The 17,120-nt window shown below is 68.7% G+C and carries 13 protein-coding genes; 4 read left to right on the plus strand and 9 right to left on the minus strand.

The features are described from left to right. Positions 1-228: 228 nt before the first annotated feature. Entirely contained in the window at positions 229-1,119 is an 891-nt protein-coding gene (locus tag B7G54_RS06175) for a LysR family transcriptional regulator (RefSeq protein WP_085038269.1), read from the minus strand. A gap of 99 nt (positions 1,120-1,218) precedes the next feature. Here B7G54_RS06175 and B7G54_RS06180 point away from each other — a divergent pair, with 99 nt between their 5' ends. Then, positions 1,219-2,604, plus strand: coding sequence for a dihydroorotase (locus B7G54_RS06180; RefSeq protein ID WP_085038270.1), 1,386 nt, complete (start codon positions 1,219-1,221; stop codon positions 2,602-2,604). After that, the gene (locus tag B7G54_RS06185; RefSeq protein ID WP_085038271.1) at positions 2,601-3,872 is read left to right on the plus strand and encodes a Zn-dependent hydrolase; all 1,272 of its coding nucleotides are present in this window, start codon (positions 2,601-2,603) and stop codon (positions 3,870-3,872) included. Before B7G54_RS06180 ends, B7G54_RS06185 begins: the two co-directional genes overlap by 4 nt. A gap of 27 nt (positions 3,873-3,899) precedes the next feature. Here the strand turns inward: B7G54_RS06185 and B7G54_RS06190 are convergent, their stop codons facing one another. The 5 genes from B7G54_RS06190 to B7G54_RS06210 form a co-directional block, all read right to left on the minus strand. Next, a complete protein-coding gene (locus B7G54_RS06190; protein ID WP_085038272.1) occupies positions 3,900-4,919 on the minus strand; it encodes an AraC family transcriptional regulator in 1,020 nt (339 codons plus the stop codon). Between the two features lie 100 nt (positions 4,920-5,019). Next, positions 5,020-6,216: a porin gene (locus B7G54_RS06195; protein ID WP_085038273.1), complete on the minus strand. Its 1,197-nt coding sequence runs from the start codon at positions 6,214-6,216 to the stop codon at positions 5,020-5,022. A gap of 137 nt (positions 6,217-6,353) precedes the next feature. Next, positions 6,354-7,544 (minus strand): MFS transporter, encoded by a 1,191-nt coding sequence (locus tag B7G54_RS06200; protein ID WP_085038274.1) that lies wholly within the window; start codon positions 7,542-7,544, stop codon positions 6,354-6,356. Continuing rightward, on the minus strand, positions 7,541-8,953 hold the full coding sequence (locus B7G54_RS06205) for a D-arabinono-1,4-lactone oxidase (RefSeq protein WP_085038275.1): 1,413 nt from the start codon (positions 8,951-8,953) through the stop codon (positions 7,541-7,543). Before B7G54_RS06205 ends, B7G54_RS06200 begins: the two co-directional genes overlap by 4 nt. Before the next feature lie 65 nt (positions 8,954-9,018). Beyond that, complete coding sequence (locus tag B7G54_RS06210) at positions 9,019-10,245, minus strand: amino acid deaminase/aldolase (protein WP_085038276.1); 1,227 nt, start codon at positions 10,243-10,245, stop codon at positions 9,019-9,021. Between the two features lie 430 nt (positions 10,246-10,675). On the opposite strand from B7G54_RS06210, the gene plcR reads away from it, so the two are divergent. Both plcR and B7G54_RS06220 read left to right on the plus strand, forming a co-directional pair. Continuing rightward, positions 10,676-11,389 carry a phospholipase C accessory protein PlcR gene (plcR, locus tag B7G54_RS06215; protein ID WP_085038277.1) on the plus strand — a complete coding sequence of 238 codons (714 nt, stop codon included), beginning with the start codon at positions 10,676-10,678 and terminating at the stop codon, positions 11,387-11,389. A 66-nt stretch (positions 11,390-11,455) separates the two neighbouring features. Continuing rightward, positions 11,456-12,832 (plus strand): pectin acetylesterase-family hydrolase, encoded by a 1,377-nt coding sequence (locus tag B7G54_RS06220; protein WP_085038278.1) that lies wholly within the window; start codon positions 11,456-11,458, stop codon positions 12,830-12,832. 76 nt (positions 12,833-12,908) lie between these two features. Here B7G54_RS06220 and B7G54_RS06225 read toward each other — a convergent pair whose 3' ends face one another. The 3 genes from B7G54_RS06225 to B7G54_RS06235 all read right to left on the minus strand — a co-directional run bounded on the left by B7G54_RS06225 (position 12,909) and on the right by B7G54_RS06235 (position 17,011). Then, on the minus strand, positions 12,909-14,042 hold the full coding sequence (locus B7G54_RS06225; RefSeq protein WP_085038279.1) for a J domain-containing protein: 1,134 nt from the start codon (positions 14,040-14,042) through the stop codon (positions 12,909-12,911). A 107-nt stretch (positions 14,043-14,149) separates the two neighbouring features. Further along, the gene (locus B7G54_RS06230) at positions 14,150-14,473 is read right to left on the minus strand and encodes a DUF4148 domain-containing protein (RefSeq protein WP_085038280.1); all 324 of its coding nucleotides are present in this window, start codon (positions 14,471-14,473) and stop codon (positions 14,150-14,152) included. 153 nt (positions 14,474-14,626) lie between these two features. Continuing rightward, complete coding sequence (locus tag B7G54_RS06235; RefSeq protein ID WP_085038281.1) at positions 14,627-17,011, minus strand: DNA polymerase II; 2,385 nt, start codon at positions 17,009-17,011, stop codon at positions 14,627-14,629. Between the last annotated feature and the right edge of the window lie 109 nt (positions 17,012-17,120).

A 17,120-nucleotide genomic window follows, 5' to 3' on the forward strand; every position in this document is an offset into this window, starting at 1 on the left:
TACGCGCCGGCCGGAAAGCCTTGTGTGGCGGTACTGTCCAAACGATTCTAGGGACGCCGAATATTGAGCGTTATTGCTATTTTATGGAGACTTCATAACGCGATGTTAAGCGTAGGGTAATCCCGGTGACGCTTGAACGCCGGATGGCGAACGGGGTAATCCGCCGCTGTCGGCTGGACGGCGAAACGCAGGCTGGGCAATGGTTTCAGCCTGTTCGGGCAACGAAATTCACGCGTCGGCGGAGAGCGCGTGCAGCGTGTCGATGAACTCGTGCGCGAGGCGCGACAGCGGTGCAAGCACGGGGTGCAGCACGCTGACCGGCGCGGCAATGGTCGGCACGATCGGCTTCACGACGATCTGCGGCCACACCGGGCCCGCGACCGTCAGCTCGTCGATCAGCGCGATGCCGGTGCCGGCCTGTGCGAGCGCGCAGGCGACATGCGCCTGCTGCACTTCGATCTTGACCTGCGGCACGAGCCCTTCGTCGCTGAACAGCCGCCGCACCAGCTGCCCGAGCGGGATGTCGCTGCCATAGCCGATCAGCGGCTGGTTCGCGAGATCGCGCACGGCCAGCGTCTTGCGGCGCGCGAACGGGTGCGATGCGGGCACGGCCGCGACCATCCGGTTCTCATAGAGGCGCTGGCTTTCGACATTCGGGTGCGTGTCTTCCAGGAACGCGATGCCGAGTTCGACCTGCTGCGTGAGCACCGCCTGCAGCAGCACGTTCGGGATCATCGTGTGCAGGATGATGCGCACGTCGGGAAAACGTTCGTAGAACGCGGCGATTGCGCGCGGCAGCAGCGATTGGCCGAGATTGGGGCTGCACGCGATGCGCAGGTGGCCCATCCGGTTCTCGATCAGGTCTTCCGCGATTTCGTTGACGCGCTGCACGCCCTGGTACACCGCGTTCACTTCGACGAACAGACGCTGCGCTTCCGGCGTCGGGTAGAGCCGCCCCTTGATGCGCTCGAACAGCGCGAGGCCGAGCCGCTGCTCGGCATACGAAATGAGCCGCGAGACAGCCGGCTGCGATACGTGCAGCAGCTTCGCGGCGCCGCTGATCGAGCCGGTCAGCATGATGGCGCGAAACACCTCGATCTGGCGCAGGTTCAGACGCACAGCCTTAACTCCATGTTATGTGGGGGCGATAAATCGGCATGAGACATTCTGGCAGAGCGCTGCCTAAACTGCTCGTGATCAAAAAAGCAGGAGGCGCAGATGAGCGAATTCGAACAGGTGGTGCGCGGCCGGTTGGTCGATGCGCGCGAGGTGGTCGACGACGGCTGGCTCGCGATCAGGAGCGGGCGGATCGCCGCACGTGGCACGGGCGCGCCGCCGGCGGCACGCGACACGATCGATGCGCGCGGGCAGTGGGTGCTGCCGGGCGTCGTCGACGGGCAGGTGCATGCGGCCAGCCAGGCGAACCAGGAGGGGCTCGGTCACGCGTCGCGTGCCGCCGCCGCCGGGGGCGTGACGGTGATGGTCGACATGCCGTACGACGATCCGGAGCCGGTTGCGTCGCGCGCGCAGCTCGACCGGAAGATCGCGGAAGCCGAACGCGATTGCCACGTCGACGTCGCGCTGTACGGCACGCTCAACGCGAAACACGGCCTCGAGGCGGCGGCCGGGCTGATCGACGGCGGCGTGTGCGCGTTCAAGTTCTCGACGTTCGAGGCGACGCCCGGCCGGTTCCCGCGCGTCGAAGAAGACGTGCTGTACGACGCATTCCGGCTGATCGCGCCGTCGGGCCTCGCATGCGGCGTGCACAACCAGATGCAGGACATGACGCGCAAGAACGTCGCGCGGATGATCGAGGCCGGCGACACGGGCTGGGACGCATTCCTGCGCGCGCACCCGCCGCTGATCGAGAACCTCGCGACCGCGCTGATCTACGAGATCGGCGCGGAAACGGGCGCCCGCGCGCACGCGGTGCACGTGTCGACGTCGCGTGGCTTCGCGCTGTGCAACATGTTCCGGCAGGCCGGCCACCGCGCGAGCATCGAGACCTGCGTGCAGTACCTGATGCTCGACCACGAAACGCATACGAAGCGCTTCGGCGCGAAAACCAAGCACTATCCGCCGATCCGGCCGCGCGCCGAGCAGGAACGGCTGTGGACGCACATCGCGCGCGGCGAATGCACGTTCGTGTCGTCGGATCACGTGAGCTGGGGGCTCGAACGCAAGGGCGACCCGAACGTGTTTCGCAACGCGTCGGGCGGCCCGGGGCTCGAAACGCTGCTGCCGGCGTTCTGGACCGGCTGCGAGCAGCATGGCATCGCGCCGACGCGGGTGGCCGAGCTGCTGGCGACGAACCCCGCGCGGCATTTCCTGCTCGACGACCGCAAAGGGTCGCTCGATATCGGCGCCGATGCGGATTTCGTGATCCTCACGCCGGAGCGTCATGCGTTCGATCCGTCGCGCAGCCTGTCGGCCGTGCAATGGAGCGCGTTCGAAGGGATGGAATTCACGGTGCGGATCGCCGCCACGTACTGCCGCGGCGCGCTCGTGTACGACGGCGAGCGCATCGTCAACCCGGCGGGCTCGGGCCGCTTCCTGAAGCCGCACGGCAACCGGTCGATCGCCACGCAACTGGAGCATGCATGAATCCGACAGTCTTCCCGCCGCTGAACGCCGAACGCCTGAACGCGCGCGTCGAGCGACTGGCGCGCTTTACGCGGCCCGACGTCCCGTGGACGCGCCGCGCGTTCTCGCCGCTGTTCACGGAGGCGCGCGCATGGCTCGCCGCGCAGTTTGCCGAAGCCGGCCTTGCCGTGTCGATGGACGCGGGCGGCAACCTGATCGGCCGCCGCGAAGGCAGCGGCCGTTGCACGAAACCGCTCGTCACGGGCTCGCATTGCGACACGGTGGTCGGCGGCGGCCGCTTCGACGGGATCATTGGCGTGCTCGCGGGCATCGAGGTCGCGCATACGCTGAACGAGCAAGGGGTCGTGCTCGACCATCCGTTCGAGGTGATCGACTTCCTGTCCGAAGAACCCAGCGACTACGGCATCTCGTGCGTCGGCAGCCGTGCGCTCTCGGGCGTGCTCGACGCCGGCATGCTGCGCGCAACGAACGCCGAAGGCGAAACGCTCGCCGATGCATTGCGACGCATCGGCGGCAACCCGGACGCGCTGCACGAACCGCTGCGTGCGCCGGGCAGCACGGCCGCGTTCGTCGAGCTGCATATCGAACAGGGGCCCGTGCTCGAGACGCGCGGCTTGCCGATCGGCGTCGTGACCAACATCGTCGGCATCCGGCGCGTGCTGATCACCGTGACCGGGCAGCCCGACCATGCGGGCACGACGCCGATGGACATCCGTCGCGACGCGCTCGTCGGCGCCGCGCACCTGATCGAGGCCGCGCATGCGCGCGCGTCGGCGCTGTCGGGCAATCCGCACTACGTCGTCGCGACGATCGGGCGGATCGCGACGACGCCGAACGTGCCGAACGCGGTGCCGGGGCATGTCGAGCTGATGCTCGAAGTGCGCAGCGACAGCGACGCGGTGCTCGACGCTTTCCCCGAGGCGCTGCTGGCCGGTGCGGCCGCGCGGCTCGACGGGTTGCGGTTGAGCGCGCGCGCCGAGCACGTGAGCCGCGCGCGGCCGACCGATTGCCAGCCGCTCGTGATGGACGCGGTCGAACAGGCGGCCACGCAGCTCGGCTATCCGAGCATGCGGCTGCCGAGCGGCGCGGGGCACGACGCCGTATACGTCGCGCCGACTGGGCCGATCGGGATGATCTTCATTCCGTGCCTGGGCGGCCGCAGCCATTGCCCGGAAGAATGGATCGAGCCGCAGCAACTGCTCGATGGCACGCGCGTGCTGTATCAAACGCTCGTGGCGCTCGATCGTTCACTCGCGGGGGCGGCGTAACGTAATCGCAGCCGCTCGGCGAGGCAATTACGCCGGCCGCTGCCCTTCCCGCGGCCCGTGCCCCGTCCACCGCTTGAACGCGCGCCGGAAGTTGTGTGCATCGCTGAACCCGACTTCGTGCGCGACGTCCTCGATCGACAGCCGCGGGTTGCTCAGCAGCGTGAACGCGCGCTTGCGGCGGATCGTGTCGATCACCGTTTGATACGACACGCCCTGGTCGGCAAGCCGCCGCCGCAGGGTGCGCTCGCTCATGCACAGTTGCGCGGCGATCGCCGCGAGCGACGGCGCATGCCGCAGGTCGCGCCGCATGATCCGTTCGATCGATTCGAGAAATTCGGTGCCTTCGGGTTCGGGCGGCAGCGCATCCTGCAGGAATTCGAGCGCCTGGCGATGCGCGAGCGGATCGTGGGTCGCGATCGGGCGGTTGCCGAGCGCGGCGTCGCATGAAAACAGGTTCTGCTCCTGTTCGAACCGCACCGGGCACGGGAACACGCGCGCGTACTGCTCCGCATAGGCCGGCGGCGGATAGCTGAGATCGACGCCCTTCGGCTGGAACGCGGGGCCGACGAGCGAGCGCCCGATCTTCATGAAGCTGCCGAACGCTTCCTCGACGAGGAACGCCTCGATGTCGGCTTCGAGGAATACGTTGGTCGCGCGGATCGACAGCGTGCGCGCATCCGAGACCACGTCGAAGCGCATCAGCGGCCCCGTGTGGCGCTGCAGCTCGATGCCGGCCACGATCGCGTCCTTCAGCGTCGGGCTCGTCAGCATCGCATAGCCGACCAGCCCGATCGACGCGATCGTCTCGCTCGTGCCGAGTTCGAGGCCGAGCGCCCGCCCGGGCGCCATGTCGAGCGCGCGGCGGATCATCGTGCTCGCCTGGCGCAATGAAATCCGGCACGACGGATTCGACAGGTCAGCGACGTCGAAGCCGAGCCCGAGGCACAGCCGCGTGGGATCGATGCCCAGTTCCTTGCTTGTCTCCGCGAGGCACCGCAACAGATGGACCGGCAGATTCGCCGTCGTATAACGGTCGGGTTCGTCCATGGATGCTCCGTATTTTTTTCCATGGATTGTACTCGTCCCGCCCGGCCGGAGACCCGCTGCCGCCCCGGCCGCGATCGCCCACATCCTGCGCGGCCCCGCTTCAGAAGTAGTGGCGCAGGCCGACCGTCGCGCCGAGCTGCGTGGTGCTCGTGCTCGGCGACTGCCCGTTGATGCCGACCAGTTGCGTGCCGACCAGGCCGCCGCGATAGATCGCATAGTCGACTTCCGCGTAGAGCATGCTGCGCTTCGACAGGCTGTAGCCGGCGATCACCTGGAACTGGCGCGCGCGGCCGTCGAAATCCGGCGTGTAGCCGGACTGCGTGGTCCACCATGCGTTGACGGCGGCCGTGAACGCCGGCGTGAACCGGTAGGTCAGCCCCGCGAGCGCCATCTTGCGGCGCCGGAACCCGCCGGGCACCGACGGATCGACCACCTGCGCGGGCGAGATGATGCCGAGCGCGGCGAGATCGGTCGGGCTGAACGGGCCGTTCGCGAACGACGTGAAGTCGTTGTCGCGCGCGTTCTCGATATAGCCGGCGTTGACGGTCGCGTTGCCGAGCGTCACCGAGCCGCCGCCGCCGTACACGTCGAACTTGCCGTGCGTGACGTCGTCCCAGCTGCGCATGAACGATGCGCCGACCGTGAACGGCCCCTTGTCCGGCGCATACGCGACCGCCGCGCCGGCCTGGCCGCCGAGCACGCCGCCGCCCGCATGGCCGCCGGGCGAATACTGTGCGAGCAGGTACAGGCTGCCGAGCTGCGCGCCGTACTGGATCATGTTGCTGGTGCGCGAGCCGGCGAGCATCGTCTGCTCCGGCTTGAACAGGTTGAAGTACGGATCCTGCGGGCCGGCCCACAGGTTCGAGCCGTAGGTCAGCGACACCATCTCGAACGGCACGTTGTACTGGCGGCCGAGCGTGAGCTGGCCGAGCGACGTCGACGTCAGCCCCACGTATGCGACCTCGAAGAAGTTCGGCGAGCCGGCCGGCACGATGCTGCCGCTGTTGGGGCCGAAGTGGCTCTCGACGTTGAACTGCGCGGACAGCCCGCCGCCGAGATCCTCCTGCCCCTTGAGGCCCCAGTAGCTTTCCGTCAGGCCGCCGCCGTCGGCCATCGAGATCTTGCGGCCCGTCGACACCGGCGAACCGTCGGCGCCGTAGGACACGCCGTGCGTTTCGTAGCGGATGCCCGCGTCGATCACGCCGTACAGCGTCACGTTGCTTTGCGCGTGTGCGCCGGTACCGGCCAGGGCCATCATCGCGCAGCACGCGGCGCGAACGCTATCGTGACGATTCATTACTCTGGACTCCGCATCGAACAGGGGGCGGACGGCTCGCACCGTCGTGAACGAATGTAGAAAGCCAAATTTGCGCGGGCCAAGGCCGCGGCGGCCATTCTCGTGGTGCGTCGCGGCCACGCCATGGCGCACTGCGGTCAGGGCGACGGCGACGCGCTCGCCACCGCACCGGGCGCCGCGCGGCGCAGCGCAAGCCGCACGAACGGGGCGGCGGCCAGCACGGCCACGCACAGCACGTGGGCGACGCGCGTGCCGCCGAAACGGCCGAGCAGCGCGCCCGACAGCGCGGTGCCGATACCGGCCGCGAAGAACGTGACGACGAGCGTGCGCGCGACCAGCGAGCCGTCCGGGTCGACGTCGGACAGCATGCCGGTGAGGAACGGCACGATCACGAAGAACGCACTGTTCAGCACGAACTGGCTCAGGAAGTACGCACTGCCGCCGCGCGCGCCGAAGAACCATTCGATCGACGCGATCATCGCGAGCTGCGCGGCCCAGATCAGCACAAGGCGGTGCGGGTGGCTGGCCGGATGCGACGGAATCGCCGCGCCGACGAAGCCGAGCAGCGACGACACCGACAGCAGCACGCCGATCGTCGTCGGTGACAGCCCGGCACGCTCGCCGACGAAGCCGGCGATCGCCCATTGCGACGCCTGTACGCCGTAGACGAGCGCCGTCACGACCCAGATCGCGATCACCGGCCGCCACGGCAGCGTGCCGGCGCGCACGCGGGTCTGCGCCGGCGCGCTCGCGAACGCGTCGATACCGCGGATCGCGGGTGCCAGCATGGCGACGACGGCCGCCAGCAGCGCGAACACCCAGCGCCCGAGCCAGGCGGCCGGCAACGTGGAGATCAGCACGAGGATGCCGCCGTTGATGACGCCCGCGAGCAGGTTGATTTGCCCCCACAGGCGGTCGGTCGATGCGCGCTGCGACACGCCGGAGGCGACGACGACGAACAGCATCCCTTCGAACAGCCCCGTCATCCCGCGCGCGACCGCCGCGGACACGATGCCGGGCGCGACCGCGCCGAGCGCCTGGCCGGCGATCGTGCCGACCAGGCCGGCCAGCGTGAACGACCGTGCGGCGCGCGCGATCCGGTGCGACAGCAGTGCGCAACTGATCGCGATGCCGAGGATCTCGGCGCTCACGAGCGCGGTCGCGGTGCCTTCGTCGAGCCGGAAGCGCGTCATCACGGCCGCAACGAGGAACGGCGACAGGATCAGGCCGTTGGTGGCCGCCGCGAACGCGAGCGCAAGGCGAACGACGGCGCCCGTCGACGGATCGGGGCGCGACTGCGCGGCCGCGTGCAGGGGGGCGGTGCTCATGAGGCCTCCTGGCTGGATCGCGGCCGATCGTGTGTGACGCCGGCCGTTTTGTGCATCGGGTGTATCCCTCGGTGGGGCGGCGTGGCGCGCGCCGTTGCGGTGGCGGCTGCGCTTGCGTCTTGCGTCAGGCCGAACAGCGTGCGCAGGTACGGCGTCAGGAAGCGGCCGTGCGGGTCCATCCGCTCGCGCAGCGCGAGGAAATCGTCCCAGTGCGGATAGCATGCCGCCAGCTCGGCGGCCTTCATCGCATGCACCTTGCCCCAGTGCGGCCGCCCGCCGTGATTGCGGCAGATCGCCTGCACGCCCGTGAAGTACGCGTCGAACGGCATCCCGCGATACTGGTGCACCGAGATGCGCACGCTGTCGCGCCCGTAGTCGGGGCTCAGCCAGATGTCGTCGCCGCGCACCCACCGGTATTCGATCGGGAACATCAGCGGGAAGCTGCGGCGCGCGATGAACGCGCGGATTTCGCGCAGCGCGTCGGCGCCGCGTTCGGCCGGCACCGACCATTCCATTTCGTTGAAGCGCACGCGGCGCACCGACGACAGCATCGCGTAGCTCGCATCCACGTGCCGGCCGGCCGACACGGTCGACGCGCACAGCCGGCTCAACGCCGGGCACAGCGACGGCACGCGCCGGCCGAGCCCGCACAACGCGCCGAACACCGTGTTCTCGAGGAACGACTCGGAGGCGCGGCTCACCCAGTGCACCGAGTCGGCCGGCTCGTCGGTCATGTCCCACGCCTTGGTCAGCACGGTGTCCGTATGCGGGAACCAGTAGAACTCGAACGAGCGATGCCGGGCGATCAGCGCATCCGCTTGCGCGAGGCAATCGTCGAGCGGCATGCCGCCGCGCTCGAGGCGCAGCTTGAACGCGGGTACGAGGCGCAGGCCGATCTCGGTCAGCACGCCGAGCGCACCGAGCCCGATCCGGCCGCCCGCGAACAGGTCGGGATGCGTGTCGGCGCTCGCGCGGATCTCGCTGCCGTCCGCGCACATGAAGGCCAGGCTGTCGATCTGCGTCGACAGGTTGCCGAGCGTGATGCCGGTGCCGTGCGTGCCGGTGCTGGTCGCGCCGGCGATCGACTGCACGTTGATGTCGCCGAGGTTCTCCATCGCGAGGCCGTGCGCGGCGAGCGCCGGGCCCAGCGCCCATAGCCGCGTGCCGGCATGCACGCGTGCGACGCGCCGGTCGCGGTCGACGTCGATCACGCCCTGCATCGCGTCGAGCGACAGGATCACGTCGTCGGTCTGCACGAGCGGCGAGAACGAATGACCGGCGCCGGCCGCGCGCACGGTGACGCCGGCTGCCGCCGCGTCGCGCAGCACGGCCGCGAGCCCGGCGTGCGACGCAGGCTTCGACACGGTTGCATCAGGACTGCAGACATATCCCGACCAGTTGCGCCACATGGCATTGTCTCCGTGGTTGTCGTTTGAATGGGTTGATCGGTCTGGACGACGGGCAGCGCGGCCCGCTAGAAGAAGCTCTTGCCTTCGCCGCGATAGGTGGGCGCCTCGCCGACCACGCGGCCGCCGCGGATCAGCAGCAGCGTGTTGAAGCGTTCGCACAGTTCGCCGGCTTTCGCGTGGCGGAACAGGATCGGATCGCCGATCGCCGGCGCGACGCCGCGCGGCACGCGCACGGGCGTCTGCACCTCGCCCGCGCCTTCGTTGCCGATCAGCGCGCAGCCGGCCGGCAGCCACGGCCGCGGCAGGCGGCTCTTGCCGGCCGGGCCGGACGCGATGTAGCCGCCGCCCGAGCAGGTCACGATGCCCGGCTGCGGAATCCGCACGACCGGCAGCGCGAAGCCGGCGGCCGGCTGCGCGTGAAACGCCGCGTAGTGATCGAACAGCGCCGGCGCGTAGAGGCCGGAGCCGGCCGCGAGCTCGGTGACCGACGCGTCGCCGAGCGTGCTTTCGAAGCTGCCGGTGCCGCCGCCGTTCACGAAGCGCAACGTGTGGCCCGCCGCCGCGAGCGCCTGCACGGCCGCCTGGCGGCGCGCGTTGATCTCGCGCGCCGAGCGGCGCTTCAGGTGGCGCACCAGCGCGTTGCGCGCGCCGCTGCCCGGCTCCGTGTCGGCCACGCCGGCAATCTGTCCTTCGTAGCCCATCAGCCCGTCGAGCCGCACGTGCTGCCGCTCGCCGATGCGGTTCGCGAGTGCGAGTGCGCCGGCCACGTCGCGCACCGGCGAGCGGTACATGCCGAAGTACAGGCCCGGATACGCGGACGACATGTCGAGATCGATTGCGAGCGGGATCGTCACGCGCTCCTCGTGTGCGAGGCGGTCGATTGCGTCGACCTGCGCGGCGTCGTCGACCATCAACGTGATCGAGCGGCCGCACCTGAGCTGCGCAGCCACCGCGCGCAGGTCGTCGGGCTCGACGGTCGGATACGCGACGACGATGTCGTCGAACCCGCCGTCCGCGAGCCATGCGGCTTCCGCCGCCGAGTAGCACAGCAGCCCCTGCATGAACGGGCCGGCGGCGAGCACCGCGCCGATCAGTTCGCGCGAGCGCACCGACTTCGTCGCGAGCCGGATCGGCAGGCCGCGTGCGCGGCGCTTCAGGTCGGCGAGGTTCGCGTCGAGGCAATCGAGGTCGACGAATGCGGCGGGCAGCCGGCGGCCCGCGAGCGCGTCGCGATAGGTCGGATAGTCGTGGGCGGCGGCGGGTGCGCGATGCGGCAGGTCTGCACGGCTCATGGAGCGGGCTCGGCTGGGTAGGGTGTGCGTCGCGCCGACCGTTCGGCGCGTGTCGGAATCCAGCATAGGGCCGGCCAAAATGACGACCAAGCGCTCAGCGGGTCGTTCGACGGGTCTTATCCGGCCATCCGTATCGGCCACGCCCGCGCGTGACGGTCGTGCGCCGCGCGGCTGGATCGCTGCTTGCTTGGTGTCGCGGCACACATGGCGCGTGCGGGCCCGACCCACCGCCGGGCGGGCGTGGCGCGCGACAGTACGCGCTTGCCGAAGCGACAACGAAACGCGTTTCAAACGATTTTCCGGGCATGGCCGATGCGCGCAGGTTTAGTGCCTGCGTTCTAGCGCCGCTTTTGACTGCATGCCGGATTCGACCTAGAACCTACTCGCGGATGCACCGGCGAAGAACGGCATGACGTGACGAGGAGGCGACGTGAAGAAGAACAGGGCACTCTGGCGGCGCACGGGCGCGATCGCGGCGATCGGCGTGGCCGTCGTTGCGGTCTGGCGCTATGAAGCGGCGACACCGGCGCAAGCCGCGTCATCCGGCACGACGGCCGCGACCGCGAGCGCGCAGCCAGGCGCGGCCGATACGTTCGGCACCGGCGCCGCGACGCCCGGCCCCGAGGAGCGGCGGCTCGACGTCGACGCGCTGCGCCGCAGCCTCGCGGGGCGCCCCGATGCGGATGCCGAAGTGAAGCGCATCGTCGCGTTTGCGCGTTTCCGCGACGAGGTTGCCGCGTACGGCGATCGCCGCAACGTCCTGACGCCAGCCGAGCGCAGCGCGCTCGCGCGCCGGATTCTCGACGAACTCCCCGACCATGTCGCGCGCAACGAGATCGTGCCCGTGCAGGCCGAAGCGCTGAGCGCGGCGCTGCTGACCGACACCGACGCCGACCCTGCGACGCGCAGCGCGGCGATCCGGTCGATGCGCGCGCAATGGGACGCGTATGCGCAGCAGACGGTCGGCCCGTCGCCGGCGCAGGACCCGCGCTATCTCTCGTACGAACGACAAAGCCGCGACGTCGTCCGGCAGGTTCAGGCGAGCATTCCCGATCCCGATCAGCAACAAGCCGTCATCGCGCAGCGCCTTCAGGCGTTGCGCGTCCAGCTGTTCGACGGCGCTTCACCGTCCGGCGTGCACTGAGCGCCGAATCCGCGACGCCGGGGCGAAGCCCGGCGCCCGCGTCATGTCCATCGACAAGGAGGGGAGATGTCCACAGCACGATGCTTGCTGCGCGCGGCCGTTGCCACGCTGCTCGCTTGCGCGGCACTGAACGGTCACGCGGCCGATACGACGATGCCGGATCCGTCGATTCCCTATTATTCGTGGTACGAAGTGACGTTGCCGGAAAGCACCGGTGCATCGTGCGGCAACGGCACGCCGATGCGCTTCTACATCAATCGCGCGCAGTCCGACAACCTGCTGTACATGATGGAACCGGGCGGCGCGTGCTGGGACTACGGCACCTGCACGCAGACGTCGACCGGTGCCGAGGCCGGCCTCGGCGGCTTCAACCCGGACGGCATCCCGCACAACTACATGAACGGCACCGCGAACGAGGCGCTGCTGTCGTCGTTCCTGTCGCCGCTGCTCACGCGGATGGACCTCGCGCACATTCTCGTCGGCGAGCCGAAGGTCGAGACGCAGCAGTGGACACAGGTTTTCGTGCCCTATTGCACCGGAGATATCCACATGGGCAGCGCGGTGCGCAACTACACGTCGCCGACCGGCGACTGGCGATTGCAGCACTACAGCGGGCTGAAGAACATCCAGGCCGTCGCGCAGTGGCTGACGTCCCACGGCTTCGGCAAGCCGAACCGGTTGCTCGTATACGGGATGAGCGCGGGCGGCTACGGCACGCTCGCGAACTACGCGACGCTGCGCAACACGCTGCAGCCGCAGGCACATAGTTCGCTGCTCGACGACGCCGGCACCGTGTTCAACACGCCGTTCGATGCGGACGCGGCCACGCATCCGTCGGTCGGCCTGTACGACCGGGTGCGCACCGAGTGGGGGATGACGGGCCCCGACGGCATGATCACCGTGAACAGCCGGCTGACCAGCCGGTTCGATCCCGGCAACATGGGGAGCGCGTACGCGGCGCTGTCGGCGACATTCCCGCACGACCGCTTCGGCTTCTCGAGCTACCAGCGCGACAAGATCATCGCCGCGTATCACTATCGCGCGTTCGTGCCGGCCGTGATCGCGGCGCCCGACGACGCGACGAAGGATGTGCTGTCGCTCGCGATGTTCGACAAGGAGCTGGACGGGCTGAAGCAGACGCTGAACCCGCTGCCGAACTTCGGCTACTTCATGCCGTGGGCGCGCAACGACTTCATCGACAACCACCAGGTGACGGCGGTCAGCTTCACCGGGTCGGGGATCCACGAGAACGGCATCGACGCGGATATCGGCACGTTCGTCGACAACCTGCTGAACCAGCAGGACCCGGCCGATACGCCGGTGATGAAGGCATTCCGCACGCAGCAGTGGTCGGATTTCACGTTCTCGACGTTTCTTGCGTGGATCGACAGCGTATTCAACCTGACCGGCGAAGCGGGGCCGATCTCGGGGCATCGGGCGTGAAGCGGTGGGCCTGAACGGGTGACGGCGGCGCGCCGGTGCGTGCCGCCATGCCGGCCGGAAGAATGCGCGTGCGTGTTCAGAACGGCTCGCCGTCGAAGCGGGACGCAGCCGGACGGCGCTTCATGTCCTTCAGCCAGCCCCGGACCTTTTCCGGATCGTCGAACTCGCGCAGCGCCATGGTCAGGTCGTGGTTGCTGCGCTGCATGCCGGCAATGTCGCGCGCGAGCATGCGCATCACGGTATCGGGCGCCACCTTGACGGACGGTGCGATCCCGTAGGTCCGCCGGAAACCGGTCTCGACGTGCTGGATCTCCTGATCCAGCTCGCGGATCTGTTCCTCGAGGATGCCGTTGTAGCGCGCCAGCCGTTCTTCGCTCAGGCCGTCGATCGCGCGCCGGTCGATCTGTTCGATCTCCAGCTGCAACTCCAGCAACTGCAGGAGATTGCCCTTCGCATACGCGTGGTTGACCCGCTGCATCAGCACGGTCTTGCGCGCCTGTTCCTGCGGATCGGTTTCGCGATCGGGATGCAGCGCGCTCGCGAGCTTGCGATAGACCTCGCGGATCGACTTGCTCGATTCGGCCTGCTCGGCTTCGCGTTTGGCCACCGCGGCCGATTGCCGGGGCGCTTTCTTGCGCTCGGCGCGCTGCGCCTCGCGAGCCTCGTGGGCAGCCATGTCGCGCCTGAACTGTTCATCGAGGTCGGCTTGCATGCGCTCGGCGAGTTCGTCGGGCGACAGCGTGTCGAGATCGTCTTTCGGTGCAACCTCAGGCGCCGGCGCCGGCGCCGGTTCCGGCTTCGTCGGCGTGCGATCGACGGCTTCGTATTCGTCGCCGCCGGAGGCACCGTGCCGGTTGTAGATGACCTTCAGCTGCGCGTCGTCGCTGACGTCGAGCAAGTCGCGAGCCATGCCGGCGATGAGTTCGGACAGCGTGCGCTGTTCGGCCTTGCTCAATCCCTTTTGCAGGAACGCGTCGTCGAGCAGATTGAGCAAGCGGATCCGCAACGCCGTCGACGCCTGTTCGAGCGGCAGCAGCCCGTCGACGAATTTCTTCTGGAAGTCCGGCATCACGGCTTCCCATGCGCCGAGACGCTCGCGCCGCTTCTCGATCTGCTTGACGAGCGTATTGAACGCTTTCTGGGCTTTCGACAGGCTGGCTGTTTCGTGGCCGGGCGCAATGGCGACCGCGGCACCGCGACGTGCGGTCATGATGAGGATCCTCCGGCCGCGGCGGGAGGCGCAGCAGGCCGGTATTTTAGCCGGACGGGCTGCGGGAGGCCCGCAAGGCGTGCTTCCCCGCCGCGACCGGTGGCGCGTTACTGCTTCACCGCCGCAACGGCCGGCGCGCCCGACTCCGAGGCCGATGCGCCGTTCGACCCGTAGGCCGCTTGGGCGTTCTTGCGTTCGGCGACGCGCTTGGCGGCCAGGCGTTCCTGCGCGGCGACGATGTCGCCCGGATAGTTTTCGCCGTCGGCGGCGATCGGCTCGTAGCCGACCGATTCGAGATCGAACAGTTCCTGGCGCACCTGGGCGCGCGTGAGCGTCGAGTGCGACGACTGCGCGTACGACGCGGACGGTGCGGCGAGGAGAACGGTGGCGGTAGCGGCGACGGTGGCGATGGTGACGATGATGGATTTCACGGTTTCCTCAGACAGTTTCGTTACGGTCCTGCACGCATTCGCTTGGCTGAACCGACGACGCAAGTTTAGGAACCCGGACTGCCCGGATAAATGGAGAATCCGTGCCTGCAGTGTTTCAGAATCAGCAAGAGTGGGCCGGGCGGCGTCGTTGCGTCAGTCGCCGAACAACTGCCCCTGCCCGGAGATCACGCGTTCGAAATCGTCGCGCAGGAACGGCAGGATCGCGTCGGCCACGGGCTGCAACTGGCGGCTCAGGTAGAACGCGTAGTCGATCGGCGAGCGCATCGTTTCGAGCGGCTCGGGGCCGGCCGTCGTCATCACGTAGCTGATCCAGCCGCCGCGCTGATACTGCAGCGGCCGGCCCTGCGCGTGGTTGAACTCGTCGGCGATCCGCGCCGCGCGCACGTGCGGCGGCACGTTGCGCTCGTATTCGCGCAGCGGCCGGCGCACGCGCTTGCGGTAGACGAGCTGGTCGTCGAATTCGCCGGCCAGCGTGCGCCGCACGGTGTCGCGGATGAAATCCTGGTACGGCTCGCGGCCGAACACGCGCCGGTACAACTCGCGCTGGAATTGCTGCGCGAGCGGCGTCCAGTCGGTGCGCACCGTTTCGAGCCCCTTGAAGACGAGATCCTCGCCGCCGTCGGCCGCTGCCGCGAGGCCCGCGTAGCGCTTCTTGCTGCCTTCCTCCGCGCCGCGCACGGTCGGCATCAGGAAGCGGCGGTAGTGCCGCTCGTACTGCAGCTCCAGCGCGCTCTCGAGCCCGAAGTGGTCGCGCAGGTGCGCCTGCCACCAGCGGTTCACGTGTTCGACGAGCGCGCGGCCCTTGGCGCCGGCTTCGTCGTCGTCGTGCGCGCGACCGAGCCACACGAACGTCGAATCGGTATCGCCGTAGATCACTTCGTAGCCCTGCGCTTCGATCAGCTCGCGCGTGCGGTGCATGATCTCGTGCCCGCGCATCGTGATCGACGACGCGAGGCGCGGGTCGAAGAAACGGCAGCCCGTCGAGCCGAGCACGCCGTAGAACGAATTCATGATGATCTTCAGCGCCTGCGACAGCGGCGCGTTGCGCTGCCGCTTCGCATCGTCGCGGCCCTCCCACACGCGGCGCACGACATCGGGCAGGCAGTGCGCGGTACGCGAGAAGCGCGCGCCGAGAAAGCCGGGCACCGATGCATCGTCGCCGGGATTCGCGAGCCCTTCGATCAGCCCCACCGGATCGATCAGGAACGTGCGGATGATCGACGGATAGAGGCTCTTGTAGTCGAACACGAGCACCGAGTCGTAGAGCCCGGGGCGCGAATCCATCACGAAGCCGCCGGGGCTGTTTTGTCCCGTCACGTCGCCGAGGTTCGGCGCGACATAGCCGAGCCGGTGCATGCGCGGCAGGTACAGGTGCGTGAAGGCTGCCACCGACCCGCCGGTGCGATCGGCCGCGAGGCCTGTCACGCTCGCGCGTTCGAGCGCGAAGGACAGCAGGTCGGCCTTGTCGAAGATGCGCGTGACGAGCTCGCAGTCCTTCAGGTTGTAGCGCGCGAGCGCCGGCTTGTCGTGATCGAAGCGGCGCTGGATCTCGTCCATCCGCTGGTACGGGTTGTCGATCGACTTGCCTTCGCCGAGCAGCGCCTGCGACACGTATTCGAGGCTGAACGACGGGAATGTCCACGTCGCGGATTTCAGCATGTCGATGCCGTCGAGAATCAGCCGGCCGGCCGCGCCCGCGAAGAAGTGGTCGGGCTGCTGGCCGTGCGCGCGCCAGTCGAGCACGCTGCCGCCGCGCCCGAGCTTCAGCGGCACGCCGAACTGCTCCGCGTGCGCATGCAGGATGCGCAGGTCGAACTGCACGAGGTTCCAGCCGATCACGGCATCGGGATCGTGTTCGTCGAACCACGCGTTGAGCCGCGCGAGCATCGCGGGCCGGCTGTCGCAGTAGTCGAGGCGGAAGTCGCTGACGCCTGCTTCATCGCTGTCGTCCCCGTTCGGCGGGCCGAGCATGTAGACCTGCCGTTGCCCGCAGCCTTCGAGCGCGATCGAGTACAGCTCGCCATGGACGCTGGTTTCGATGTCGAGCGACACGCAGCGCAGCGCCGGGCGATAGCCGGTCGCGGTTTTCAGCTCGGCGCCGGTCAGCGTGCCGTCGCGGCCGGGCTGGCCGCGAAACTGCACGCAGGCCGTGATGAAGCGCTCCATCGCGTAGCGGTCGGGCGGCTGCACGTCGGCTTCGTAGACGTCGACGCCGGCCGCCGCGAGGCGCTTCTGGAGCCCGGACAGGTGGCGATAGCGCTTGCAATAGAGGCCGACGACCGGGCGCTGCCGGAAATCGCGCAGCGCGAGCGGGCGCAGTTCGGCCTCGTGCTCGCCGGCCAGTGCGTGTTCGGCAAGCGCCCGCTGTTCGGCCGGAATGAACGCGACGGCTTCCTGCGGGCGCAACCGCACGCGGCGCGGACCGTGTTCGGTTGCCAGCCAGAACTCGATCTCGATGCCGGATGCGGTGTCCCGCCAGTGGCGGGTGAGGATGAAACCCTGCTCGAACGCCGTCAAAACGCTTGCTCGTTGTGGATGCCCAGGCGGCGGATTTTAGCGCTTGGGCGGGGGGCTTGCCGGAATGGAGTGCGAGATGTCGTACCCGGTATGGCGAGCAATGATCGTA

It is taken from the genome of Burkholderia puraquae (genome assembly GCF_002099195.1).
Classification (GTDB): Bacteria; Pseudomonadota; Gammaproteobacteria; order Burkholderiales; family Burkholderiaceae; genus Burkholderia; species Burkholderia puraquae.

Coding starts and splice junctions, on each gene's coding strand:
- B7G54_RS06180 (WP_085038270.1), top strand. CDS start 1,219: ATGAGCGAATTCGAACAGGTGGTGCGCGGCCGGTTGGTCGATGCGCGC.
- B7G54_RS06185 (WP_085038271.1), top strand. CDS start 2,601: ATGAATCCGACAGTCTTCCCGCCGCTGAACGCCGAACGCCTGAACGCG.
- B7G54_RS06190 (WP_085038272.1), bottom strand. CDS start 4,919: ATGGACGAACCCGACCGTTATACGACGGCGAATCTGCCGGTCCATCTG.
- B7G54_RS06195 (WP_085038273.1), bottom strand. CDS start 6,216: ATGAATCGTCACGATAGCGTTCGCGCCGCGTGCTGCGCGATGATGGCC.
- B7G54_RS06200 (WP_085038274.1), bottom strand. CDS start 7,544: ATGAGCACCGCCCCCCTGCACGCGGCCGCGCAGTCGCGCCCCGATCCG.
- B7G54_RS06205 (WP_085038275.1), bottom strand. CDS start 8,953: ATGTGGCGCAACTGGTCGGGATATGTCTGCAGTCCTGATGCAACCGTG.
- B7G54_RS06210 (WP_085038276.1), bottom strand. CDS start 10,245: ATGAGCCGTGCAGACCTGCCGCATCGCGCACCCGCCGCCGCCCACGAC.
- B7G54_RS06220 (WP_085038278.1), top strand. CDS start 11,456: ATGTCCACAGCACGATGCTTGCTGCGCGCGGCCGTTGCCACGCTGCTC.
- B7G54_RS06225 (WP_085038279.1), bottom strand. CDS start 14,042: ATGACCGCACGTCGCGGTGCCGCGGTCGCCATTGCGCCCGGCCACGAA.